This window comes from Streptomyces sp. SN-593 (genome assembly GCF_016756395.1).
Lineage (GTDB): Bacteria > Actinomycetota > Actinomycetes > Streptomycetales > Streptomycetaceae > Actinacidiphila > Actinacidiphila reveromycinica.
Genome location: NZ_AP018365.1, coordinates 6,580,900 through 6,601,555 on the forward strand (window position 1 = coordinate 6,580,900; position 20,656 = coordinate 6,601,555).

A 20,656-nucleotide genomic window follows, 5' to 3' on the forward strand; every position below is an offset into this window, starting at 1 on the left:
AGGTGACGTCGATCGACAACACGGATCAGACGGCGGGTGCCGATCCGGCGGCCCGCGACGGGTCCGGAGGATCCCACCGGCTCGGCGGGGCCGACGGCGCGGCGCAGGGCACCGACGAGGCGGCCCGCGCGGTCACCGAGGCGGCGCTCTTCGAGGCGTTCGGCGGCGTGCGCGGCATGGTGGAGACCACCGTGCCCGGGCTGGTCTTCGTGGCGATCTACACGGTCGACCACGACATCAAGAGCTCCGCGATCGCCTCGCTCGCGCTGTCCGTGGTGATGGGCGTGGCCCGGCTGCTCCAGCGGGACACCCTCAAGCACGCCTTCAGCGGTGTGTTCGGGGTCGCCTTCGGCGCGGTCTTCGCGATGATGTCGGGCAACGCGAAGAACTTCTACCTGCCGGGGATGCTCTACACGCTCGGCCTTGCCGTCGCCTACATCGCCACCGCCGCCGCCAAGGTGCCGCTGCTCGGCGTGATCCTCGGGCCGATCTTCAAGGAGAACCTGTCCTGGCGCACCCGCAACCCGGGCCGGCTGCGCGCCTACACCAAGGCGAGCTGGGCGTGGGGGCTGATCCTGCTCGCCAAGTCCGCGATCCTCTTCCCGCTCTACTGGTGGGGCAACGCCACCCAGCTCGGCTGGGTCAAGGTCGCGCTCGGCATCCCGCCGTTCCTGCTGTCGGTCTACCTGACCTGGATCTTCCTGGTGAAGGCGCCGCCGCCGATCGACGTGATCGCGGAGGCCGAGGCCAGGGACGCGGCCGAGAAGGCGGAGAAGGAGCGCCAGGCGTCCGCGTCGTCCTGACCGGACGCCCGGCTCCGTCCGGCGCTACTCCCCGTCGGTCTCCTGCACCGACAGCAGGTCCTCCAACTGCTCCTCGCGGTGCGGCGCGGCCACGAACAGCAGCTCGTCGCCGGCCTCCAGGGCGTCGTCCTTGGCCGGTGTGAGCACCCGGTTGCCGCGGATGATCGTCACCAGCGAGGTGTCGGTCGGCCACTCCACGTCACCGACCCGGGTGCCGACGAGCGCGGCCTCCTCGGGCAGCGTCAACTCCACGAGGTTCGCGTCACCCTGGCTGAACCGGAGCAGCCGTACCAGGTCGCCGACGCTCACCGCCTCCTCCACGAGCGCCGACATCAGGCGCGGCGTGGAGACGGCGACGTCCACCCCCCAGGACTCGTTGAACAGCCACTCGTTCTTCGGGTTGTTGACGCGCGCGACGACCCGCGGGACGCCGTACTCGGTCTTGGCCAGCAGCGACACGACCAGGTTCACCTTGTCGTCGCCGGTGGCGGCGATCACCACGTTGCAGCGCTGGAGGGCTGCCTCGTCCAGCGAGGTGATCTCGCAGGCGTCGGCGAGCAGCCACTCCGCCTGCGGGACCCGCTCCACGGAGATGGACGTCGGGTTCTTGTCGACCAGCAGCACCTCGTGGCCGTTCTCCAGCAGTTCCCCGGCGATGGAGCGGCCGACCGCGCCGGCTCCGGCGATGGCGACCCTCATGACTGCTCCCCCTCGGGTCCCTCGGCGAACGCGGCCTCCACCTCGGCGACCCCGTCGGTGCGCATCATGACGTGCACGAGGTCGCCTTCCTGGAGCACCGTCTGGGAGGTCGGGAGCATGGCCTCGCCGAGCCGGGTGATGAAGGCCACACGGACGCCGGTCTCGTCCTGGAGCAGGCTGACCTTGTGGCCGATCCAGGCCGGGGAGGTGTGCACCTCGGCGAGCTGCACCCCGCCGCTGGGGTCGCGCCACAGCGGTTCCGCGCCCGACGGGAGCAGCCGGCGCAGCATCTGGTCGGCGGTCCAGCGCACGGTGGCGACGGTCGGGATGCCCAGGCGCTGGTACACCTCCGCGCGCTTGGGGTCGTAGATCCGGGCCGCCACGTTCTCGATGCCGAACATCTCGCGGGCCACCCGGGCCGCGATGATGTTGGAGTTGTCGCCGCTGCTCACCGCCGCGAAGGCCCCCGCCTCCTCGATGCCGGCCTCGCGCAGTGTGTCCTGGTCGAACCCGACTCCGGTCACCCGGCGCCCGCCGAACCCGGACCCCAGGCGGCGGAACGCCGTCGGGTCCTGGTCGACCACTGCGACCGTATGACCATGCTGTTCGAGGGAGTGCGCGAGCGCGGAACCCACTCGCCCGCATCCCATAATCACGACGTGCACGACCGTCCTTCCGGCTGCCCAAAGTTGGTCCAAGAGTCTCAGACCGCGCCCCAAGCTACACAGGGGCGCGGTCCCGCAGAAGTTCCGTGTGGGCGGCGCCGCAGGTTCTTCACACTCGGTGCGGCACTCGGGCGCACGGGGCGTGGGTCCATCCCTTAACATCGCGGAGTGTCCAAACTGACCGACCTGCCGAAACGGATCCTGATCGGCCGGGCGTTGCGCAGCGACAGGCTGGGCGAGACGCTGCTGCCCAAGCGGCTCGCACTTCCGGTCTTCGCCTCCGACCCGCTCTCCTCGGTCGCCTACGCGCCCGGTGAGGTCCTCCTCGTCCTCTCGATCGCCGGCATCTCCTCCTACCACTTCAGCCCGTGGATCGCGGTCGCGGTGGTGGTGCTGATGTTCACCGTGGTCGCCTCTTACCGGCAGAACGTGCACGCCTACCCCTCCGGCGGCGGTGACTACGAGGTCGCCACCACCAACCTGGGGCCGAAGGCCGGACTCACCGTCGCCAGCGCGCTGCTGGTCGACTACGTCCTCACCGTCGCGGTGTCGGTCGCCTCGGGGATCGAGAACCTGGGTTCCGCGGTGCCGTTCTTCGTCACGCACAAGGTGCTGGGCGCGGTGGGCATGATCGTGCTGCTGATGCTGATGAACCTGCGCGGGGTGCGGGAGTCCGGCACGATCTTCGCGATCCCGACCTACGCGTTCGTCTTCGGTGTCTTCTGCATGATCGCGTGGGGCATCGTCAAGATCGCCACCGGACATGACATGAGCGCGCCGACCGCGCACTACACGATCCACGCCGAGTCACCGGGGATCGGCGGGTTCGCGCTGGTCTTCCTGCTGCTGCGCGCCTTCTCCTCCGGATGCGCCGCGCTCACCGGGGTCGAGGCGATCAGCAACGGCGTGCCGGCGTTCAAGAAGCCCAAGTCGAAGAACGCCGCCACCACGCTGGCGGCCATGGGCCTGCTCGCGGTCACGATGTTCTGCGGGATCATCGCGCTCGCGATGAACACGCACGTGCGGATGGCCGAGAACCCGGCCACCGACCTGCTCGACCACGGCAAGCCGCTCGGCAGCCACTACACCCAGGACCCGGTGATCGCGCAGGTCGCCGAGGCGGTCTTCGGACACAACTCGATCCCGTTCGTCTTCCTGGCCGCGGTCACCGCGCTGGTGCTCTTCCTGGCCGCGAACACCGCCTACAACGGCTTCCCGGTGCTCGGCTCGATCCTGGCCCAGGACCGCTACCTGCCCCGGCAACTGCACACCCGCGGCGACCGGCTCGCCTTCTCCAACGGCATCGTGCTGCTCGCCGGCTTCGCCGCCGTGCTGGTCTACATCTACGGCGCGAACTCCACCCGGCTGATCCAGCTCTACATCGTCGGCGTCTTCGTGTCCTTCACCCTCAGCCAGACCGGCATGGTCCGGCACTGGAACCGGCACCTGCGCACCGAGACCGACCCCGCCAAGCGCCGCCACATGCACCGCTCGCGCGCGATCAACACCTTCGGCGCCTTCCTCACCGGCCTGGTGCTGGTGATCGTGCTGCTCACCAAGTTCACCCACGGCGCGTGGGTCGCGGTGCTCGGCATGGTGGTCTTCTTCGCCACGATGACCGCCATCCGCCGGCACTACACCCGCGTCGCCGAGGAGATCGCCGCCGAGGACGAGCCCGGCGACGACTACGTCCGCCCCTCCCGGGTGCACTCCATCGTGCTGGTCTCCAAGCTGCACAAGCCCACCCTGCGCGCCCTGTCCTACGCCAAGCTGATGCGTTCGGACAGCCTGGAGGCGCTGAGCATCAACGTGGACCCCGAGGACACCAAGGCGCTCCAGGCCGAGTGGCAGAGCCACGGCATCGACGTGCCGCTGAAGGTCCTCGACTCGCCCTACCGCGAGATCACCCGGCCGATCATCGACTACGTCAAGGGCCTGCGCCGCGACAGCCCGCGCGACGTGGTGAGCGTGTACATCCCGGAGTACGTGGTCGGCCACTGGTACGAGCACCTGCTGCACAACCAGAGCGCGCTGCGGCTCAAGGGGCGGCTGCTGTTCAGCCCCGGGGTCATGGTCACCTCGGTGCCCTGGCAGCTCGACTCCTCCGAGGCGGCCCGGGCCAGGGCCCGCCGCCGCGCCGACTGGAGCGCGCCCGGCTCCATCCGCCGCGGCCCGGTCGGCCCGCCCCGCTCCGACCACCGCGAGCACACGACCCCGGGGGCGGGGCAGAAGTAGCGGCGGCCGGCGGGCCCGCCCCTGTTCGCGGGCGGTCGGGCGGACGGGGGCGCCCACCGTTCGCGGCGGTCGGGCGCAGGCGCGCGCCCACGTAGACTGGGCGGTCGCCGTCCGCCCGACCGCCGGGCCCGGGGCGCCATGCCGTCCGGACCTCCCACCCGCCACGCCGTCCGGCCCCCACTCGCCACGCCGTCCACCCCAGGAGCAGCGCCGCCATGCAGACCGATTCCGTCCCCTCGCTGGTCGGCCACGAGTTCGAGGTCGAGGTCGGGCCGGTCGCGCACGGCGGCCACTGCGTGGCCCGCACCGAGGCCGGGCAGGTGCTCTTCGTCCGGCACACGCTGCCCGGTGAGCGGGTCGTCGCCCGCGTCACCGAGGGCGACCGGGACGCCCGCTTCCTGCGCGCCGACGCCGTGCGCGTCCTCCAGCCGGCCAAGGACCGCGTCGAGCCGCCGTGCCCGTTCTCCGGGCCGGGCCGCTGCGGCGGCTGCGACTGGCAGCACGCCACGCCCGGCGCCCAGCGCCGGCTGAAGGCCGCGGTGCTCACCGAGCAGCTCGCCCGGCTGGCGGGGCTGACCCCGCAGGAGGCTGGCTGGGACGGCACCGTCGCCCCCGCGCCCGGGGACAAGGTCGGCCAGGCCGACCTGGACGCGGGCGCCTCGCCGGTGCCGGCCTGGCGCACCCGCGTGCAGTACGCCATCGACCCCGAGGGCCGGGCCGGGCTGCGCAAGCACCGCTCGCACGACGTCGAGGTGGTCGACCACTGCCTGATCGCCGCGCCCGGTGTCACGGAACTCGGCGTCGAGGCCCGTACCTGGCCGCAGATCGCCACGGTCGAGGCGATCGCGGCCACCGGCTCGCACGACCGCCAGGTGGTGCTCACCCCGCGGCCCGGCGGCCGGCTGCCGATCGTCGAACTGGACCGGCCGGTGTCCGTGCAGCGGATCGGCGAGCGCGACCACGCCGTGCACCGGGTGCACGGCCGCCCGTTCGTGCGCGAGCGCGCCGCCGGCCGCACCTGGCGGGTCGGCGACGGCGGCTTCTGGCAGGTGCACCCGAAGGCCGCCGACATCCTGGTGGAGGCGGTCATGCAGGGACTGATGCCGCGCAAGGGGGACATGGCGCTCGACCTGTACTGCGGGGTCGGCCTCTTCGCCGGCGCGCTCGCCGAGCGGGTCGGCGAGCGCGGCGCGGTGCTCGGCGTGGAGTCGGCCAAGCGCGCGGTGGAGGACGCCCGGCACAACCTCCAGGACCTGGACCGGGTGAGGATCGAGCAGGGCAAGGTCGAGCAGGTGCTGCCCCGTACCGGCATCACCGAGGCGGACCTGGTGGTCCTCGACCCGCCGCGGGCCGGCGCCGGCCGTGACACCGTCCGGCGGATCGCCGCGCTCGACGCCCGGCGGATCGCCTACGTGGCCTGCGACCCCGCCGCGCTGGCCCGGGACCTGGCGTGGTTCGCGGAGGAGGGCTACCGCCCGCTGCGGCTGCTGGCCTTCGACCTCTTCCCGTACACCCACCACATGGAGTGCGTGGCGATCCTCGAACCGGCCACAAGGGCCGCGGGCGCCTGACCCGCGGGTTCGAGTGGCTCGCGGTGCACGGGGGCGCCGTGCCCCCGTGTTCCCTTGGCGCGGAGCGTTCGTCATCCGGCAGGGCATCCACCTCGCGGCCGTGGCCCGTCGCGTCCGGGACGAGCCCCTCGTCTCCCGCACCTTCGAGAGGGCCGGCCGTACCCCGGTAAACGCGGGGTGCGCGACGCCGTTGCCGACGCCGTATTCCGCGAGACCGGGGTCGGAACCTTCCGTGCGGTGCGTCCGCTGGGTCGCCATAAGGCGTTCAGGGTGCTTCCCGATGACCTGCCCGTCTGAAGCCGGCAGTGCCGGTCAACTCCGGCTGCCCGACGCCCCGGACGCGAAGCCCACCGAGCGGGCCCGCCGGGAGTGCAGTCCGAGCATGCCCACGGCGGTCAGCACCGCGGCGACGGCGGCGGCCACGGCGCACACCAGGAACGCGGTGCCGAAGCCGTTCCCCAGGGCGCGCAGGGCGACGTCGTGGGCGGCGGCGCCCGGAGCGCCGGCCGGCAGGCTGTCGACGGCGACCGCCCCGCCCGCCGCGGCGACCTCACGGGCCGCGGCGAGCTGGCCGGGCGGCAGGCCCGCGCCGGACAGGTGCCGGGCGAACGCCGACCCCGCGGTGCTGAGGGCGACGGCGCCCACGACGACGGGCCCGAGGGCGAAGCCGAGGTCGCGGAGCATGTTGGTGGTGGCGCTGGCCATGCCCGCGAGGTGACCGGGGACGCTGTCCAGGGCGACGGCCGTCACCGAACTGACGGTCAGGGCGAAGCCGACGCCGATCAGCAGGTCGGGGGCCACGAACCCGCCGAGGCCCGGGTCGTGGACGTCCAACCGGGAACACAGCGCGCAGCCGACCGCCGTCAGCGCGAACCCGAAGGTCAGCAGCGAGGACGCGGCGACGTGGTGGAGGAGCCGGGAGACCGCGGGGATGAGCAGGAAGGCCGGGCCCTGGAGGAGCAGGAAGGGGACCGCGACCCGGAGCGGCGCCTGGTGCTGCACCGGGCCCAGCCACATGCTCGTCGAGAAGCAGGCGCCGAGGAAGGCGAGCATGCCGATGACCGCGGCGGCCGACGACACGGTGAAGGCCCGGTTGCGGAACAGCCGCAGGTCGAGGATCGGTGAGCCGGCCCGCAGCTCCACCAGGACGAAGCCGGCGAGGAAGCAGCCGCCGAGCGCGAACGCCAGCACCACCGGGAGAGCGGTCCAGCCCGACTCCGGGCCCTGCACGGCGCCGTACAGCGCCAGGACGAGACCGGCGGCGAAGGTGATCTGGCCGGGCACGTCGAACCTGCGGCCCTGCGGGGCCCGCGACTCCGCGGCCACCGCGCGGGTCAGGGCCGCGCTGGCCAGCGCGAGCGCGACCAGGACCCAGAAGGAGCCGCGCCACGACCCGACCCCGGCGAACACGCCGCCGAGCACGGGGGAGACGGCGGCGCCCGCGGACAGGCAGCCGCTCCACAGCGCCACCGCGTGCGCCCGCTCCCGTGCGCCGCGGGTCACGGAGGTGAGCGCGGTGAGGGAGCCGGGGAACATGGCGCCGGCCCCCAGCCCGTTGAGCGCGGTGCCGGCCCACAGCACCTGCACGGTGGGCGCGAGCGCGGCCACCGCGCTGCCCGCGGCGACAAGGATCGTGCCGGCCACGACGAGCCGGCGCCGGCCCAACAGGTCGCCGAGGACGCCGAAGGAGAACTCGAAGCAGACCACCGCGATCATGAACGCCGCCGTGACCCAGGTGAGCTGGGAGCCGTGGGTGCCCAGATCCTGCTGGAGCAGACCGTTCAGCGAGGCCGGCAGCGCGTTCGCGACCTGGGCCACGAAGACGGCGCCGCAGGCGGCAGCCAGTGTTCCCGCGTAGCCCGGTGTCCGGGCGGCCCCCGCGGTCGGGGCCTGGGACGCCGTCGTCCCGTTGTCGAGCGTCATTGCTGTTCTCCCTGGCTGGGAAGGAAGGCGCCCCGGGCGCCGGGGAGCACCGGGAGCGGGGAAGGGCGCGGCGGCACGTACGCGGTGCGATGGGGACAGCGCGTGCGCGAGCCGGGCGCGATGCCGTGGAGAATGACACTCGCTTTACGTCACGTCAATGATGTAGTCGTAACATCCGCTCGATTTATGTTTCGTCAAGACTTATTCTTCCGACGTCGTACGGCCCGGGTTCAGCGCTGTGCGGCGAGGTCGCCCTCCAGCGCGCGGGCCGCCGCGTTCAGGGCCGTGACCAGGGTCTGGAGGTGCCGCGGGTCGTAGCGCACGCCGGGCATGGACGCCGACAGTCCGGCCAGCGCGGTGCCGTCCGCGTCCCGCACCGTCACGCCGACGGCGACCAGACCCCGCTCGGACCGCTCCTTGTTGACGGCGAAGCCGTTGCGCCGCAGCCGCCGCAACTCGGTGCGCAGACGGGCGAGGTCCGGGCGGTCGGCGGGGCGGTCGCGGTAGCGCTCGGCGGCGTACACCGCGTCCAGTTCCCCGTCCGGGAGGTCGGCGAGCAGGAGCAGTCCGGCCGTGGTGCGGTGCGCCGGGAACACCATGCCCTCCCGGGAGCCGACCCGCAGCGCCTGCCGGCACTCGACGCTGGCGATGAAGCGGGCCGTGTCCCCGGTGCGCACGATGAGGTTCGCCGTCTCGTCCAGCAGGTCCACCAGCCGGCGCAGGTGGGGCAGGGCCGCCGCGCGCAGCCGCGAGACCAGGGACTGCGAGTGCGCGGCGAGCTCCAGCACCGGGCCCGCACGGTAGACGCGGTCCTCGTCCTGCACGGCGAAGTCCCGGTAGACCAGCATCGCCAGTACCCGGTGGGCGGTGGACCGCGCGACGCCGAGCCGCTCGGCGATCCGGGAGACCGTCGCGCCGCCCTCCATCTGCAGGATGGTCGCCGCCCGCAGCGCGTGGTCGATGCTGGCGATCGGGTAGGGCGGCGGTGTCTTGAGCGGCTTGTCCATGCCGGGGCCTTTCCGTTCTGGCGTGGGTCTGCGGTCGGTCTGCGGTCGGCTTGCGCTGGTGCCGACGCGGGGCCGGCGCGGATCGGGCACGGGTCCGGCGCGGCTCCGGCGCGCGTCCGGGGCAAGGGGCCCGGGGTGGGCGTTCCCGGGGTTCCGTTCTGCTCTCCAGAATCCCCATGTTCTCCCATCGGACACGGCGCACGCTGATGCCGTGACTGAGACCTTCCTCGCCCAAGACACCGCCACGGGTTCCCCGGTCCGGCTCCAGGCCGTCGCCGGGCCCGGGCAGCCCGAGGTCACCCCGGCGCTCGAAGAGCTCTACCGCGGCTTCGAGCGGGAACTGCTCGTCCCGCTGTGGACCGAGATCGGCGACCTGATGCCGGCGCACCCGCGCTCGCGCGCCGTGCCGCACGTGTGGCGCTGGCAGACGCTGCGGCAACTGGCCGCCCGCGCCGGCGACCTGGTCCCGGTCGGCCGCGGCGGCGAGCGCCGGGCCATCGCGCTGGCCAACCCCTCCCTCGGCGGCAGGCCCTTCGCCACACCGACGCTGTGGGCCGCCATCCAGTACCTCATGCCCGGTGAGGACGCCCCGGAGCACCGCCATACCCAGCACGCCTTCCGCTTCGTCGTCGAGGGCTCGGGCGTGTGGACGGTCGTCGGCGGCGACCCGGTGCCGATGAACCGCGGCGACTTCCTCCCGCAGGCCGGCTGGAACTGGCACGCGCACCACAACGCCACCTCCGAGCCGATGGCGTGGATCGACGGCCTGGACATCCCGTTCCAGCACGCCACCGAGGCCCAGTTCTTCGAGTTCGGCCGCGACGGGATCGGCGACGCCGAACGCGTCACGCCCCGCAGGTCGCGCTCCGAGCGGCTGTGGGGACACCCCGGGCTGCGCCCGCTGGCCGCCACCCCGGCGCCGTACGGCAGCCCCCTGCTGTCGTACAAGTGGGAGCACACCGAGGCCGCCCTCCGCGACCAGCTCCGGCTGGAGCGGGAGGGGTTCGGCGGCACCGTGGAGCCCGGCCACGCCGCGGTGCGCTACACCAGTCCCCACGACGGCTCCGACGTCCTGCCGACCGTGCGCGCCGAGTTCCACCGCGTCGCGCGCGGCGTCGAGACCGCGCCGGTGCGCGAGACGGGGTCGTCCGTCTACCAGGTCTTCGACGGCTCCGGCGTGGTGACGATCGGCGACGCGTCCTGGACGGTGACCCGCGGCGACCTGTTCGCCGTCCCGTCCTGGCAGCCGTTCACCGCCAGGTCCGAGGCCGGCGCCACCGACTCCGACGGCGGGGCCCTGGACCTCTTCCGCTTCTCCGACGCGCCCGTCTTCGAGGCGCTCGGGCTCCACCGCACCCGGAAGGACACCTGACCATGAAGCTCGCCACCCTCCGCACCACCGGCGGCACCAGAGCGGTCCGCCGGGACGGCGACCTCCTGGTCGACCTCGGGTACCCCGACCTGGGCGCGCTGCTCGCCGAGCCCGACTGGCAGGACCGGGCCGCCACGGCCGCCGGCCCGGCGCACCCCGTCGAGGGCGCCGACTTCGCGCCGGTGGTGCCCGCCCCGTCCAAGGTCGTCTGCGTCGGGCACAACTACACCGACCACATCAAGGAGATGGGCCGGGACCTGCCGCAGTACCCCACCCTCTTCCCGAAGTTCGCCGACACCCTCCTCGGCGCCGGCGACGCCATCGTGAAGCCGCCCGAGACCGAGGCGCTCGACTGGGAGGTCGAACTGGCCCTCGTGATCGGCAGGGAGGTGCGCCGCGCCGACGAGCGGCAGGCCGCCGAGGCCATCGCCGGCTTCACGGTGATGAACGACATCTCGGTGCGCGACTGGCAGTTCCGCACCGTCGAGTGGACCCAGGGGAAGATCTGGCAGGCGTCCACGCCGGTCGGCCCCTACGTCGTCACCCCCGACGAGGTCGGCGGCGTGCGCCCCTCGCTCCAGGTCACCACGACCGTGGACGGGCAGGTCATGCAGCGGGACGACACCGGCACGCTGCTGTTCGACCCGGTGTTCCTGGTGCGCTACATCTCGACCGTGACCACCCTGCGCCCCGGCGACATCATCGCCACCGGCACCCCGGCCGGCGTCGGCAACGCCCGCGAACCGAAGGTCTTCCTGCGTCCGGGCAGCACCGTGGTCACCGAGATCTCCGGCCTGGGCGCCTGCGTGAACACGGTGGCCGGCGCATGACCGGCGCCGCACGGCCCCTCGCCGACGCACGGACCCTCGTCGACGCACGCGCCTGGAGCGCCGCGGGCACGCGACTGCTCCTGGCCGCCGTCGCGGACCTCGACGACGACGGGTTCTCGGCCGCCAGCGCGCTGCCCGGGTGGACCCGCAAGCACCTCGCCGCACACGTCGCCGCGAACGCCGACGCCCTGGGCAACCTCGTGCGCTGGGCGGCCACCGGCGAGCGCACCCCGATGTACGCCTCCGCCGAGGAGCGCGCCGCCGGCATCGCCAGAGGCCCCGGTCTGACGCCCGACGAACTGCGCGCCTGGCTGGCCGGCTCCGCGCACCGGCTGGACGCGGGACTCGACGCGCTCACCGGCGAGCAGTGGCGGCGCCGGGTGGTCACCGCCCAGGGGCGTACCGTCCCGGCCACCGAACTGCCGTGGATGCGCGCCCGCGAGGTGTGCGTGCACGCCGCCGACCTCGGGACGGGCCCTTCGTTCGCCGACCTGCCGGACGGATTCCTGGCGGCGCTGGTCGACGAGATCCGCGACCGGCGCGCGCCGGTCGCCCTGCCGGACGGGCCGCTGCCCCAGGTCGCGGCCTGGCTGGCCGGCCGTCCGCACACCCTCGCCGGAGCCCCCGAGCTGGGCCCGTGGCTGTGAGGAGCCGAGCGATGTCCTTCGAGAAGCACGACAACCCCGAGCCGAACGAGAACCGCGCGTCGGGCGGGGCCCCCGATCCCGACGTGATCGTCGTCGGCGGCGGCCTCGGCGGCCTCGGCGCCGCGTTCTCGCTCACCCGCCAGGGCCGGCGCGTGCGCCTGCTGGAGCGGGCGGCGGCCTTCGGCGAGGTCGGCGCCGGCATCCAGCTCGCGCCCAACTGCACCCGCATCCTCGACGACTACGGCCTGCTGGACGAGGCCAGGGGCCTCGGTGTCGTCCCCCACTCCATGGTGATGCGCGACGCCGTCGACGGCACCGAACTGACCCGGCTGGACCTGCGCGACCTGGAACGGCGGTACGGCCACCCGTACCTGGTCATCCACCGCAGCGACCTGCACGGCCTGCTGCTGCGGGCGTGCCGTCGCGCCGGCGTCGAGCTGGTCACCGGCGCACGGGTGACCGGGTACGAGAACGCCGGCGGCGGCGCCCGGGTGACCGGGTACGAGAACGCCGGCGGCGGCGCCCGGGTGACCCTCGCCTCCGGCGGGACGCACCGCGCCGGTGTCGTGATCGCCGCCGACGGGCTGCACTCCCGCGCGCGCGGGCTGCTCGTCGACGACGCGCCGGTCTCCTCCGCGTACGTCGCCTACCGCGGCACCGTGCCCGCCGGCCTGCCGCGGGTGGCGGGCGTCGACCTCGGCGAGGTCGTGGTGCACGTCGGGCCCGGCTGCCACTTCGTGCACTACGGACTGCGCGGCGGTGAACTCCTCAACCAGGTCGCCGTCTTCGAGTCGCCCAAGGCCCTGGCCGGGCGCGAGGACTGGGGCACGCCCGACGAGTTGGACGCCGCCTTCGCCGGGACCTGCGACTTCGTCCGCGACGGCCTGCCGTTCATGTGGCGGGACAAGCGGTGGCGGATGTTCGACCGCGACCCGATCGCGACCTGGGTGCACGGCCGGATCGCGCTGCTCGGCGACTCCGCCCACCCCCCGCTCCAGTACATCGCGCAGGGCGCGATCATGGCGATCGAGGACGGGTGGGTGCTGGGCGAGCACGTGGCCCGCCACAGCGCCGCCGACGGCACCGTCGACTGGGACGCCGCCCTCGCCGCCTACCAGGCGGTGCGCCCGGAGCACTGCCGCCGGGTGCTGACCACCTCCCGCGCCTGGGGCGAGCTGTGGCACCTCGGCGGTGTCCCGCGCCGGCAGCGCAACGCGGTGCTCCGGGCCCGCGACACCCACGACTACTCCTTCGTCGACTGGCTGTACGGCCCGACCGCGCTGACCCCCGACCAGGAACCTCCCATGTTCACCCCGGTCCCGCTGTCCTCGGCGGACCCCGCCGCGGTCCCGGAGCCCGTCACCGGCGAGGTGGGCGGCCGGTGAGCGCGACGACCGTGGCCGCGACGACCGACGAGGCCGTCGCGGGCGTGCGGGACGGGGCGACGGTCCTGGTGGGCGGGTTCGGACTGGCCGGCATGCCCTTCGACCTGATCGACGCCCTCATCCGGCAGGGCGCCGGGGACCTGACCGTGGTCTCCAACAACGCCGGCAACGGCGACGTGGGCCTGGCCGCCCTGCTGGGGGCGGGGCGGGTGCGCAAGGTGATCTGCTCCTTCCCGCGGCAGAGCGACTCCCACGTCTTCGACGGCCTGTACCGCGCCGGCCGGCTGGAGCTGGAGGTGGTGCCGCAGGGCACGCTGGCGGAGCGGATGCGGGCCGCCGGCGCGGGCATCGGCGCCTTCTACAGCCCCGTCGGTGCGGGCACTCCGCTCGCCGAGGGCAAGGAGACCCGGCGGATCGGCGGGCGTGCCCACGTCCTGGAGTACCCGCTCAGGGGGGACGTCGCCCTGATCGGCGCGCACCGGGCGGACACGGCCGGCAACCTCGTCTACCGCAGGACCGCCCGGAACTTCGGGCCGGTGATGGCCACCGCGGCCGGCACGGTGATCGCCCAGGTGGCCGAGATCGTGCCGGCGGGGCGGATCGACCCGGAGACCGTCGTCACCCCCGGCATCTATGTCGACCGCCTGGTCAGGGCGGAGTCCCGCCGGCTGACCGTACGAGGAGCCCGCTGATGACGAACGCCTCCGCCGCGGACCCCGTGGAGCACACCGGCCGCGGCCCGCTCACCACCGACGAGCTCGCGGCGCGCGTCGCCCGCGACATCCCGCCCGGCTCCTACGCCAACCTCGGCATCGGGCAGCCGACGCGCGTCGCCGAGCACCTGCCGCCCGGCGCCGGGATCGTCCTGCACACCGAGAACGGCATGCTCGGCATGGGGCCGGCGGCGGTGGGCGCGGAGGCGGACCCCGATCTCACCAACGCCGGGAAGGTACCGGTCACCGAGTTGCCGGGGGCGGCGTACTTCCACCACGCGGACTCCTTCGCGATGATGCGCGGCGGCCACCTGGACGTCTGCGTCCTCGGCGCGTTCGAGGTCTCGCACCACGGCGACCTCGCCAACTGGTCCACCGGCGACCCGGACGCGATCCCGGCCGTGGGGGGCGCGATGGACCTGGCGGTCGGCGCTCGCCGGGTACTGGTGATGATGGGCCTGTTCACCCGCGACGGCATGCCGAAGCTGGTGCCCGCCTGCACGTACCCGTTGACCGGGGCCGCCTGCGTGAGCACCGTCTACACCGACCACGGGGTCTTCGAGCCCGGCCCTAAGGGTGTCCGTGTCCGGGAGACCTACGGCGTGACGGTCGCCGAACTGCGCAGCCGGCTCCTGGTCGACCTCCTCACCTGAGCGACCCGGTCCGGGAGGGCCGAGCGGGTGCTCCCCGAGCGCTTTACATCCCGGCAGGGTGCCGTGCGAGTCGTACGGCGGGAAGGCGGCCCGTACGCTCGTCGTGCGGTGCCGCGCTAGGATCGCGCCATGGCGAACCTTCGACAGGCGCAGAAGCAGATGACGCGCCGTCTGCTGCTGGAGTCGGGACTCGAACTGTTCAAGACGAAGGGGTACGCCGCCACCACGGTCGACGACATCGCGACGGCGGCGGGTACCACCCGGGTGACCTTCTACGCCTACTTCCCCTCCCGCAGCGAGCTGATGAGGGCCCTCATCGACGAGCAGCTCAACGAGGCCCTGCAACGCGTCGGTTCGCCCGAGCACGGCTCCACCGCCCTGGGCCTGGTGGCGACCGTGGCGGACGGGACGCCGGCGGCGGTCACCGCCTGGCTGCGGCGCACCGCCGACAGCTGGCCGGCGATCCGGCCGATCATCCGCGTCGGCCGGGACGCCGCGGTCGTCGACCCGGAGCTGACCGACCTGGTGGAGCGGTGGCTGGAGGAGGCCATCAGCGACATCGAGGACGGGCTGGCGCAGGCCGGCCGCTTCGAACCCCACCAGCGCCGCTTCCGGGGCGTGCTGGCGATGGCGGAGCTGGACTACGTCGCCCAGCACTGGGACGGCGCGGACTGGAAGCTCACGCGCGAGCAGATGCTCGAGGAACTGGGCGCAAGCTGGCTGCGGTTGCTGACCTGACCTGACCTGACCTGACCTGACCTGACCTGACCTGACGCCCCGGCTCGTCCCGTATCGACCCCGTCCCGTATCGACCCCGCGCCCGAGACCGGCGCGGGGTCGTCGTGTTTCCGGCGCCGTGCAGACCCCGCGCGCCGGGCCGCCCATGGCTCGACGATGCGCCTAATATTTTTTCGTGGTGTTCGTTTCATTGACGTCATGTAAAACGAATGGCTACCGTGACAGGAGTCAGTGGCGCGCCGTCGCGCCCCGCACCGGACACGTGAGGCCCGTACATGAGCGTGAACAGCAGCACCGTGAACACCGTCCTTGGCCCGGTGCCGGCGGACGAACTGGGCGTCGTCGCGGTCCACGAAGCCCTGCTGTCGGTGCTCCCGGGCGCCGAGCACGCCTACGACGTGGACTTCGACCGGCCGGAGATCTTCGAGACGCTCGCCGGGAAGCTGAGGGACTTCCGCGCCCGCGGCGGCGGCACGCTCGTCGACAGCACGGGCATGTTCCACGGACGGGACGTGCGGCTGTACGAGTCGCTGTCCCGCGCCACCGGTGTCCACATCGTCGCCTCGACCGGGCAGGGCCCCGAGGAACTCCTCGGCGGCTACTTCCTCACTCCGCAGACCGACCCCCCGACCCCGTGGCCGGCGGAGAAGTTCGCGGAACTCTTCACCCGGGAGATCACCGAGGGCATGGTGGTCCCGCGCGTGGAGCGCCGCGGCCCCGCCGGCCTGGTGGCCACGGCCGTGACCCGTACCGGTATGACTGCGACCGACGAGAGCCTGGTGCGCGGCGCCGCCCGGGCCGCCCTCGCCACCGGCACCGCGCTCTCGCTCCGGTACGGCGCCGACGCCGTCCACGACCTGGACACCGCCCTCGACGAGGGGCTGCCGGCCGACCGGATCGCCGTCGGCGGGCTGGACCGCGCGGACGCCGTCGCCGCCGGCGCGCCCGTGAAGGTCGCCGCCCGCGGCGCCCGCGTCGTGCTCGACCGGGTCGGCCGGGAGGGCCCGGACCACGTCACCGACGCCGAACGCGCCCGCCTGGTCGTGGAGTTGGCGCGGGCGGGCCACGCCGACCGGATCCTGCTGTCCGCCGGCGCGACCGGCGTGGCGAAGGGCCACCCCGCCGACGACCTGCCCTACAGCCGGGTGCTGACCGACTTCGTGCCGCGGCTCGCGGCGCGGGGCCTGGGCGAGGACGACGTGCGCCGCATCCTCGTGGCCAACCCGCGCGACCTGCTCGCCACGCGCTGAGCGCGCGCCGGCCGAACGACCACCAAGTCCTCTTCCCTCTCCCTTGAAGGTGAGCGTTGTGTCCAGAGTGAACACCGTCCTGGGGCCGGTCCCCGCCGAGGAACTCGGCTTCGTGGCGATCCACGAGCACATCGGGTACGGCATGCCCGGCTCCGAGCTGGACACGAAGTGGTGGAGGACCCCTGAGGAGCGCTCCGCCGAGACCGTTCCGAAGCTGCGCCGGTTCCACGAACTCGGCGGCGGCACCTTCGTGGACGTGACCGGCATCTGCAACGGCCGCGACATCGACCACTACCGGTCCCTGTCGGCGAAGACCGGCGTCCACATCGTCGCCTGCACCGGTTTCGTGGGGGGCGACACCGCGCTGCCGTACTTCGCCCGCGCGGACGTCGACCGGCTCACCCGGCAGTTCGTGCACGAGATCACCGTCGGCATCGGCGGCACCGGCGGGCGCGCCGGCGTCATCAAGGTCGGCGTGAGCCGCGGCGGCCGGATGACCGAGCTGGACAAGCGCATCTACCGCGCCGCCGCCCGCGCGTCCCTCACCACCGGCGCGCCCGTCCTCACCCACCTCGCCATCGACGCCGAGAACGCGGTGGCGATCTTCGCTCAGGAGGGCCTCCCGCTGGACCGCGTGCTGTTCGGGCACGTGGACGACGGCGTGAACGCCGACCGGACCCGCGACGTCTGGATCGCCGAGCAGGGCGGCCGGGTCGGCTTCGACACCTTCGGCTACGAGACGGAGCTGCCCGACCCGCCGTTCTGGGCTCGGCCGCGGCAGGAGCGGCTGGACCACTTCCTGCGGTTCGTCGACGGGGGCCGCCGCCTGCACCAGGTCCTCGCGTCGGCCGACGCCAACTGCAGCCCGCTGGGCTGGCCGGGGGTCGAGGGACACACCGTCAACTACCTCTTCGACGACCTCATCCCGGACCTGCGCGCCGCCGGCCTGGACGAGGCCGCCCTGAAGACGGTCTTCGTCGACAACCCGGCCGCCTTCCTGACCCTCCAGAAGTAAGAGAGACCCACCATGCACTCCTCGGAGCTGAAGAATCTCAGGATCGCGGTCGTCGGCGCGGGATACGGCGGCGCGGCGGCGGCCAAGGCGCTGAGCCTGCTCGGCGCGCGCGTCGACGTGTACGAGCAGGCACAACGGATCCGCGAGGTCGGCGCGGGGATCGGGCTGCGGCCCGCGACCGTCAACCGGTTCCGGCAGTGGGGCATCTTCGACGCGATCGCGGGAGTCAGCTCGCCCAGCGAGTTCTTCGAGATCCTCACCGCCACCGGTGAGCCGATCCTCAAGGAGGCGTGGCCGGCGGCCGGGGAGCAGACCCGTACCCACCTGATCCACCGGGGCGACTTCATCGACGCCCTGCTCGGCGTCCTGCCCCGCGGCATGGTGCACCTGGGCCACCGGCTGCGGACCGTGGAGGACCAGGGCGGCAGCGCGGTCCTCACCTTCGCCGACGGCGCCACCGCCGAGGCGGACCTCGTCGTCGGCGCGGACGGCATCAAGTCGGTCGTGCGCGACCAGTTGTTCAGCGCGAAGGGCCCGGTCTTCTCGGGGGAGCACGCCTACCGCGCGGTCATCTCCGTGGACGACGCGCACGGCATGGTCGTGGACGACAACCTGCGGATGTACATCGGCAGGGGCACGAAGGTCTACCTGCTGCCGCTGCGGCACCGGGGCCAGGCGTCGTTCGACATCACCGCCCTGTGCCCCGACGGCACCTGGACGCCCCAGGTCGGCAAGGACGACCTGCTGCGCACGGTCGAGGGCTTCGACGAGCGCCTGGTCGCCATCACCCGCGACCTCGACATGGACGCCGTGAACATCCGCGCGGTCTACGACATCGACCCGGTCGACACCTGGCACTCCGCGAGCGTCGTCCTGGTCGGCGACGCGGCCCACTCGATGCTCCACCACCAGGGGCAGGGCGCCAACTCCGCCATCGAGGACGCCGGAGCGCTCGCCGACGCCCTGCGCGACGCCCCGTCCCTGCCAGAGGGGCTGGCCGCGTACCAGGCCACCCGCAAGCCGGTGACCGACAGGCTCCAGGCCGTGTCGCGCCAGGGCTGGGCGGAGGACGGGATCGACGAGGTCTTCCCCGGGCAGAAGGCCGGCACCGCGGGCCCGTCCGGGAACCCGCCGTCGTCCCTGAACCCGGCGTCGTCCCCGGCGTCGCACCCGGCGCACGAGAGTCCGGCCCCGCCCTCGCACCCGGCGTCCGCCGCGGCCGGACGGGAGTGACGCCGTGCCCCTGCACCCCGAGATCGCCGGCTTCCTCGCGGGCCTGCCCGCTCCGCCCGGCGGCCCGCTCGACCCGGCGGCCCTGCGCGCGGCCGACGAGGCCCGGGTCCTTCCCACCGAGCAGCGGCTGCCGCTGCACGCGGTGGCGGACGTGACCGCGCGGACCGACTCCGGCGAGGTGCCGGTACGCGTCTACACGCCGACCGCGGCCGCCCGGCACGGCGTGCTGGTCTACTTCCACGGCGGCGCCTTCTTCCTCGGCAGCCTGGAGACCCACGACCACCTCGCACGGTCGCTGGCGAAGGAGACCGGTCTGACGGTCGTCTCCGTCGGCTACCGCCTCGCGCCCGAGGCCGCCTTCCCCGCCGGGCTCGACGACTGCCACGCCGTGGTGCGCTGGGTCGCCCGGCAGGGTGACGGCCTCGGCTGGGACGGCGGGCTGCTGGCCGTCGCCGGGGACAGCTCCGGCGGCGCCTTCGCCGCCGCGGTCGCGGCCAGGGCACACGACGAGGGGTTCGACCGGATCACCCACCAGGTCCTCTACTACCCCTCGCTCGACCTGGACTTCGACCCGGACCGCTACCCCTCGTTGCGGGAGAACGCCGTCGGCTACGGGCTGGAGACCGCCGGGCTGAGGCCCTTCAACGCCTTCTACCTCGACAGCGGCGCCGACCCCGCCGACCCGCGCGTCTCGCCGATCAGGCGGCCCGACCTGGGCGGGCTGCCGCCGGCCCTGATCGTCACCGCAGAGTTCGACCCGCTGCGCGACGAGGGCGAACTCTACGGCCGGCGGCTCCAGGAGGCCGGGGTGGAGGCGACCGTCCGCCGTTACCGGGGCGCCAACCACGGCTTCGTCCAGCACTTCTCCCGGATCGCCGAGTTCTCCGACGTCTTCGCCGTGACCCGCGCCTTCCTGCGCGGGCACTGAGCGGACGACGAGCGGGCACGAGTCAGGAAAGAGAGCCACCCCCATGGAGCAGGCACGCACCGTCCACCCCCTGGTCTCGCCCTGGGGTCGGTTCGGGCTGTACAGCTTCTACGTCGACGCGCCCGAACCGGCGATCGTCGACACCGGTATCGCCTCGTCGCCGGCCGACGGCATGGCCCCGGCACTGGCGGCGATCGGGCGGCGCGTCGAGGACGTGCGCTGGATCCTGCTGACGCACGGCCACATCGACCACATCGGCGGTGCGTACGCCCTGTGGGAGCTGACCGGCCGGCGCGCCCAGGTGGTCATCCACCACGCCGACGCGCCGATGCTCCGTTCGCGGCGGGCCCACGTCGAGGAGTACCGCGCGGGACGCGGCCGGTACCTCGCGGATCCGGACGGCGAGGCGCGGGTGGCGGCCGCCGCGGACACCGTCATCTCCGGCGAGATGGAACCCACCCTGCTCGTCGGGGGCGGCGAGACGCTGTCCCTCGGCGGCGACGTCACGGTGTCGGTGCACTCCCTCCCGGGTCACACGCCCGGGTCGGTCGCGTACGCCGTGGACGGCCGGCGGGCGGTGTTCACCGGGGACGCCGTGCAGGTGACAGGCGCCGCGAACGGCTTCCCCGGCTACACCGACCCGGCCGCCTACCGCGCGAGCCTCACCTCCCTGCGTGACGTGGTCCGGCCCCGCCACCTCTACCTCGGGCACCCTTACCGCCGCGCCGACGGCACCCCGTACGGCGTCGAACTCGACGAGGCGCAGGCGCGGGAGGCCGTCGCCCAGAGCCTCGACGCCGAGCGGCGCGTGGCCGCGGCGGCCCGCGCCTGCCTCGACGCCGGCGCGCGCGCCACGCACTCGCCGTACTCCCCGTTCGCCTCCGTGGCGGACGCCCTCGGCTACACCGGCGACCCGGCCCTCGAACCGTCGCCGTTCTTCACCTCGCTGCACGGCTACCGCGCGCAGCACCGACGGACCGCGCAGTGAA

The 20,656-nt window shown here is 73.5% G+C and carries 19 protein-coding genes and 1 pseudogene; 16 read left to right on the forward strand and 4 right to left on the reverse strand.

Annotated elements, in window-relative coordinates; translation table 11 throughout:
- The first annotated feature begins 2 nt into the window (after positions 1 to 2).
- Positions 3 to 803: a DUF3159 domain-containing protein gene (locus RVR_RS28210; protein ID WP_202236726.1), complete on the forward strand. Its 801-nt coding sequence runs from the start codon at positions 3 to 5 to the stop codon at positions 801 to 803.
- A 24-nt stretch (positions 804 to 827) separates the two neighbouring features.
- Here the strand turns inward: RVR_RS28210 and RVR_RS28215 are convergent, their stop codons facing one another.
- Both RVR_RS28215 and RVR_RS28220 read right to left on the reverse strand, forming a co-directional pair.
- Complete coding sequence (locus tag RVR_RS28215) at positions 828 to 1,502, reverse strand: potassium channel family protein (RefSeq protein ID WP_202236728.1); 675 nt, start codon at positions 1,500 to 1,502, stop codon at positions 828 to 830.
- Positions 1,499 to 2,167: a potassium channel family protein gene (locus tag RVR_RS28220; protein ID WP_202236730.1), complete on the reverse strand. Its 669-nt coding sequence runs from the start codon at positions 2,165 to 2,167 to the stop codon at positions 1,499 to 1,501. Before RVR_RS28220 ends, RVR_RS28215 begins: the two co-directional genes overlap by 4 nt.
- Before the next feature lie 168 nt (positions 2,168 to 2,335).
- Between RVR_RS28220 and RVR_RS28225 the strand changes: the two genes are divergently transcribed.
- The 3 genes and pseudogenes from RVR_RS28225 to RVR_RS38965 form a co-directional block, all read left to right on the forward strand.
- Entirely contained in the window at positions 2,336 to 4,402 is a 2,067-nt protein-coding gene (locus RVR_RS28225) for an APC family permease (RefSeq protein WP_202236732.1), read from the forward strand.
- A gap of 215 nt (positions 4,403 to 4,617) precedes the next feature.
- Positions 4,618 to 5,973 carry a class I SAM-dependent RNA methyltransferase gene (locus RVR_RS28230; RefSeq protein WP_202236734.1) on the forward strand — a complete coding sequence of 452 codons (1,356 nt, stop codon included), beginning with the start codon at positions 4,618 to 4,620 and terminating at the stop codon, positions 5,971 to 5,973.
- A 228-nt stretch (positions 5,974 to 6,201) separates the two neighbouring features.
- Positions 6,202 to 6,270, forward strand: a pseudogene (locus RVR_RS38965) (VapC toxin family PIN domain ribonuclease); the annotation flags it as partial.
- A 15-nt stretch (positions 6,271 to 6,285) separates the two neighbouring features.
- Here RVR_RS38965 and RVR_RS28235 read toward each other — a convergent pair.
- Together RVR_RS28235 and RVR_RS28240 are read right to left on the reverse strand one after the other, a co-directional pair.
- Complete coding sequence (locus RVR_RS28235; protein ID WP_202236735.1) at positions 6,286 to 7,896, reverse strand: MFS transporter; 1,611 nt, start codon at positions 7,894 to 7,896, stop codon at positions 6,286 to 6,288.
- 230 nt (positions 7,897 to 8,126) lie between these two features.
- On the reverse strand, positions 8,127 to 8,903 hold the full coding sequence (locus tag RVR_RS28240; protein WP_202236736.1) for an IclR family transcriptional regulator: 777 nt from the start codon (positions 8,901 to 8,903) through the stop codon (positions 8,127 to 8,129).
- A 211-nt stretch (positions 8,904 to 9,114) separates the two neighbouring features.
- Between RVR_RS28240 and RVR_RS28245 the strand changes: the two genes are divergently transcribed.
- From RVR_RS28245 to RVR_RS28300, 12 genes are all read left to right on the forward strand, one after another.
- Entirely contained in the window at positions 9,115 to 10,275 is a 1,161-nt protein-coding gene (locus RVR_RS28245) for a cupin domain-containing protein (RefSeq protein ID WP_202236737.1), read from the forward strand.
- Between the two features lie 2 nt (positions 10,276 to 10,277).
- A complete protein-coding gene (locus RVR_RS28250) occupies positions 10,278 to 11,105 on the forward strand; it encodes a fumarylacetoacetate hydrolase family protein (RefSeq protein WP_202236738.1) in 828 nt (275 codons plus the stop codon).
- Positions 11,102 to 11,752 (forward strand): maleylpyruvate isomerase family mycothiol-dependent enzyme, encoded by a 651-nt coding sequence (locus tag RVR_RS28255; RefSeq protein ID WP_202236739.1) that lies wholly within the window; start codon positions 11,102 to 11,104, stop codon positions 11,750 to 11,752. Before RVR_RS28250 ends, RVR_RS28255 begins: the two co-directional genes overlap by 4 nt.
- 83 nt (positions 11,753 to 11,835) lie before the next feature.
- Entirely contained in the window at positions 11,836 to 13,137 is a 1,302-nt protein-coding gene (locus RVR_RS28260) for an FAD-dependent monooxygenase (RefSeq protein ID WP_202239295.1), read from the forward strand.
- Positions 13,134 to 13,829 carry a 3-oxoacid CoA-transferase subunit A gene (locus tag RVR_RS28265; protein ID WP_202236740.1) on the forward strand — a complete coding sequence of 232 codons (696 nt, stop codon included), beginning with the start codon at positions 13,134 to 13,136 and terminating at the stop codon, positions 13,827 to 13,829. Before RVR_RS28260 ends, RVR_RS28265 begins: the two co-directional genes overlap by 4 nt.
- On the forward strand, positions 13,829 to 14,503 hold the full coding sequence (locus RVR_RS28270) for a 3-oxoacid CoA-transferase subunit B (RefSeq protein ID WP_202236742.1): 675 nt from the start codon (positions 13,829 to 13,831) through the stop codon (positions 14,501 to 14,503). Before RVR_RS28265 ends, RVR_RS28270 begins: the two co-directional genes overlap by 1 nt.
- 129 nt (positions 14,504 to 14,632) lie before the next feature.
- On the forward strand, positions 14,633 to 15,241 hold the full coding sequence (locus RVR_RS28275; RefSeq protein ID WP_202236743.1) for a TetR/AcrR family transcriptional regulator: 609 nt from the start codon (positions 14,633 to 14,635) through the stop codon (positions 15,239 to 15,241).
- 275 nt (positions 15,242 to 15,516) lie between these two features.
- Positions 15,517 to 16,491 carry a phosphotriesterase family protein gene (locus tag RVR_RS28280; protein ID WP_202236744.1) on the forward strand — a complete coding sequence of 325 codons (975 nt, stop codon included), beginning with the start codon at positions 15,517 to 15,519 and terminating at the stop codon, positions 16,489 to 16,491.
- Positions 16,492 to 16,549: 58 nt separating this feature from the next.
- Positions 16,550 to 17,506: a phosphotriesterase gene (locus RVR_RS28285; RefSeq protein WP_202236745.1), complete on the forward strand. Its 957-nt coding sequence runs from the start codon at positions 16,550 to 16,552 to the stop codon at positions 17,504 to 17,506.
- 12 nt (positions 17,507 to 17,518) lie between these two features.
- Positions 17,519 to 18,739 (forward strand): FAD-dependent oxidoreductase, encoded by a 1,221-nt coding sequence (locus RVR_RS28290; RefSeq protein ID WP_202236746.1) that lies wholly within the window; start codon positions 17,519 to 17,521, stop codon positions 18,737 to 18,739.
- A 4-nt stretch (positions 18,740 to 18,743) separates the two neighbouring features.
- Positions 18,744 to 19,667: an alpha/beta hydrolase gene (locus RVR_RS28295; RefSeq protein ID WP_202236747.1), complete on the forward strand. Its 924-nt coding sequence runs from the start codon at positions 18,744 to 18,746 to the stop codon at positions 19,665 to 19,667.
- 43 nt (positions 19,668 to 19,710) lie between these two features.
- Positions 19,711 to 20,655, forward strand: a complete 945-nt coding sequence (locus RVR_RS28300; protein WP_202236748.1) for an MBL fold metallo-hydrolase — start codon at positions 19,711 to 19,713, stop codon at positions 20,653 to 20,655.
- Position 20,656: the final 1 nt, after the last annotated feature.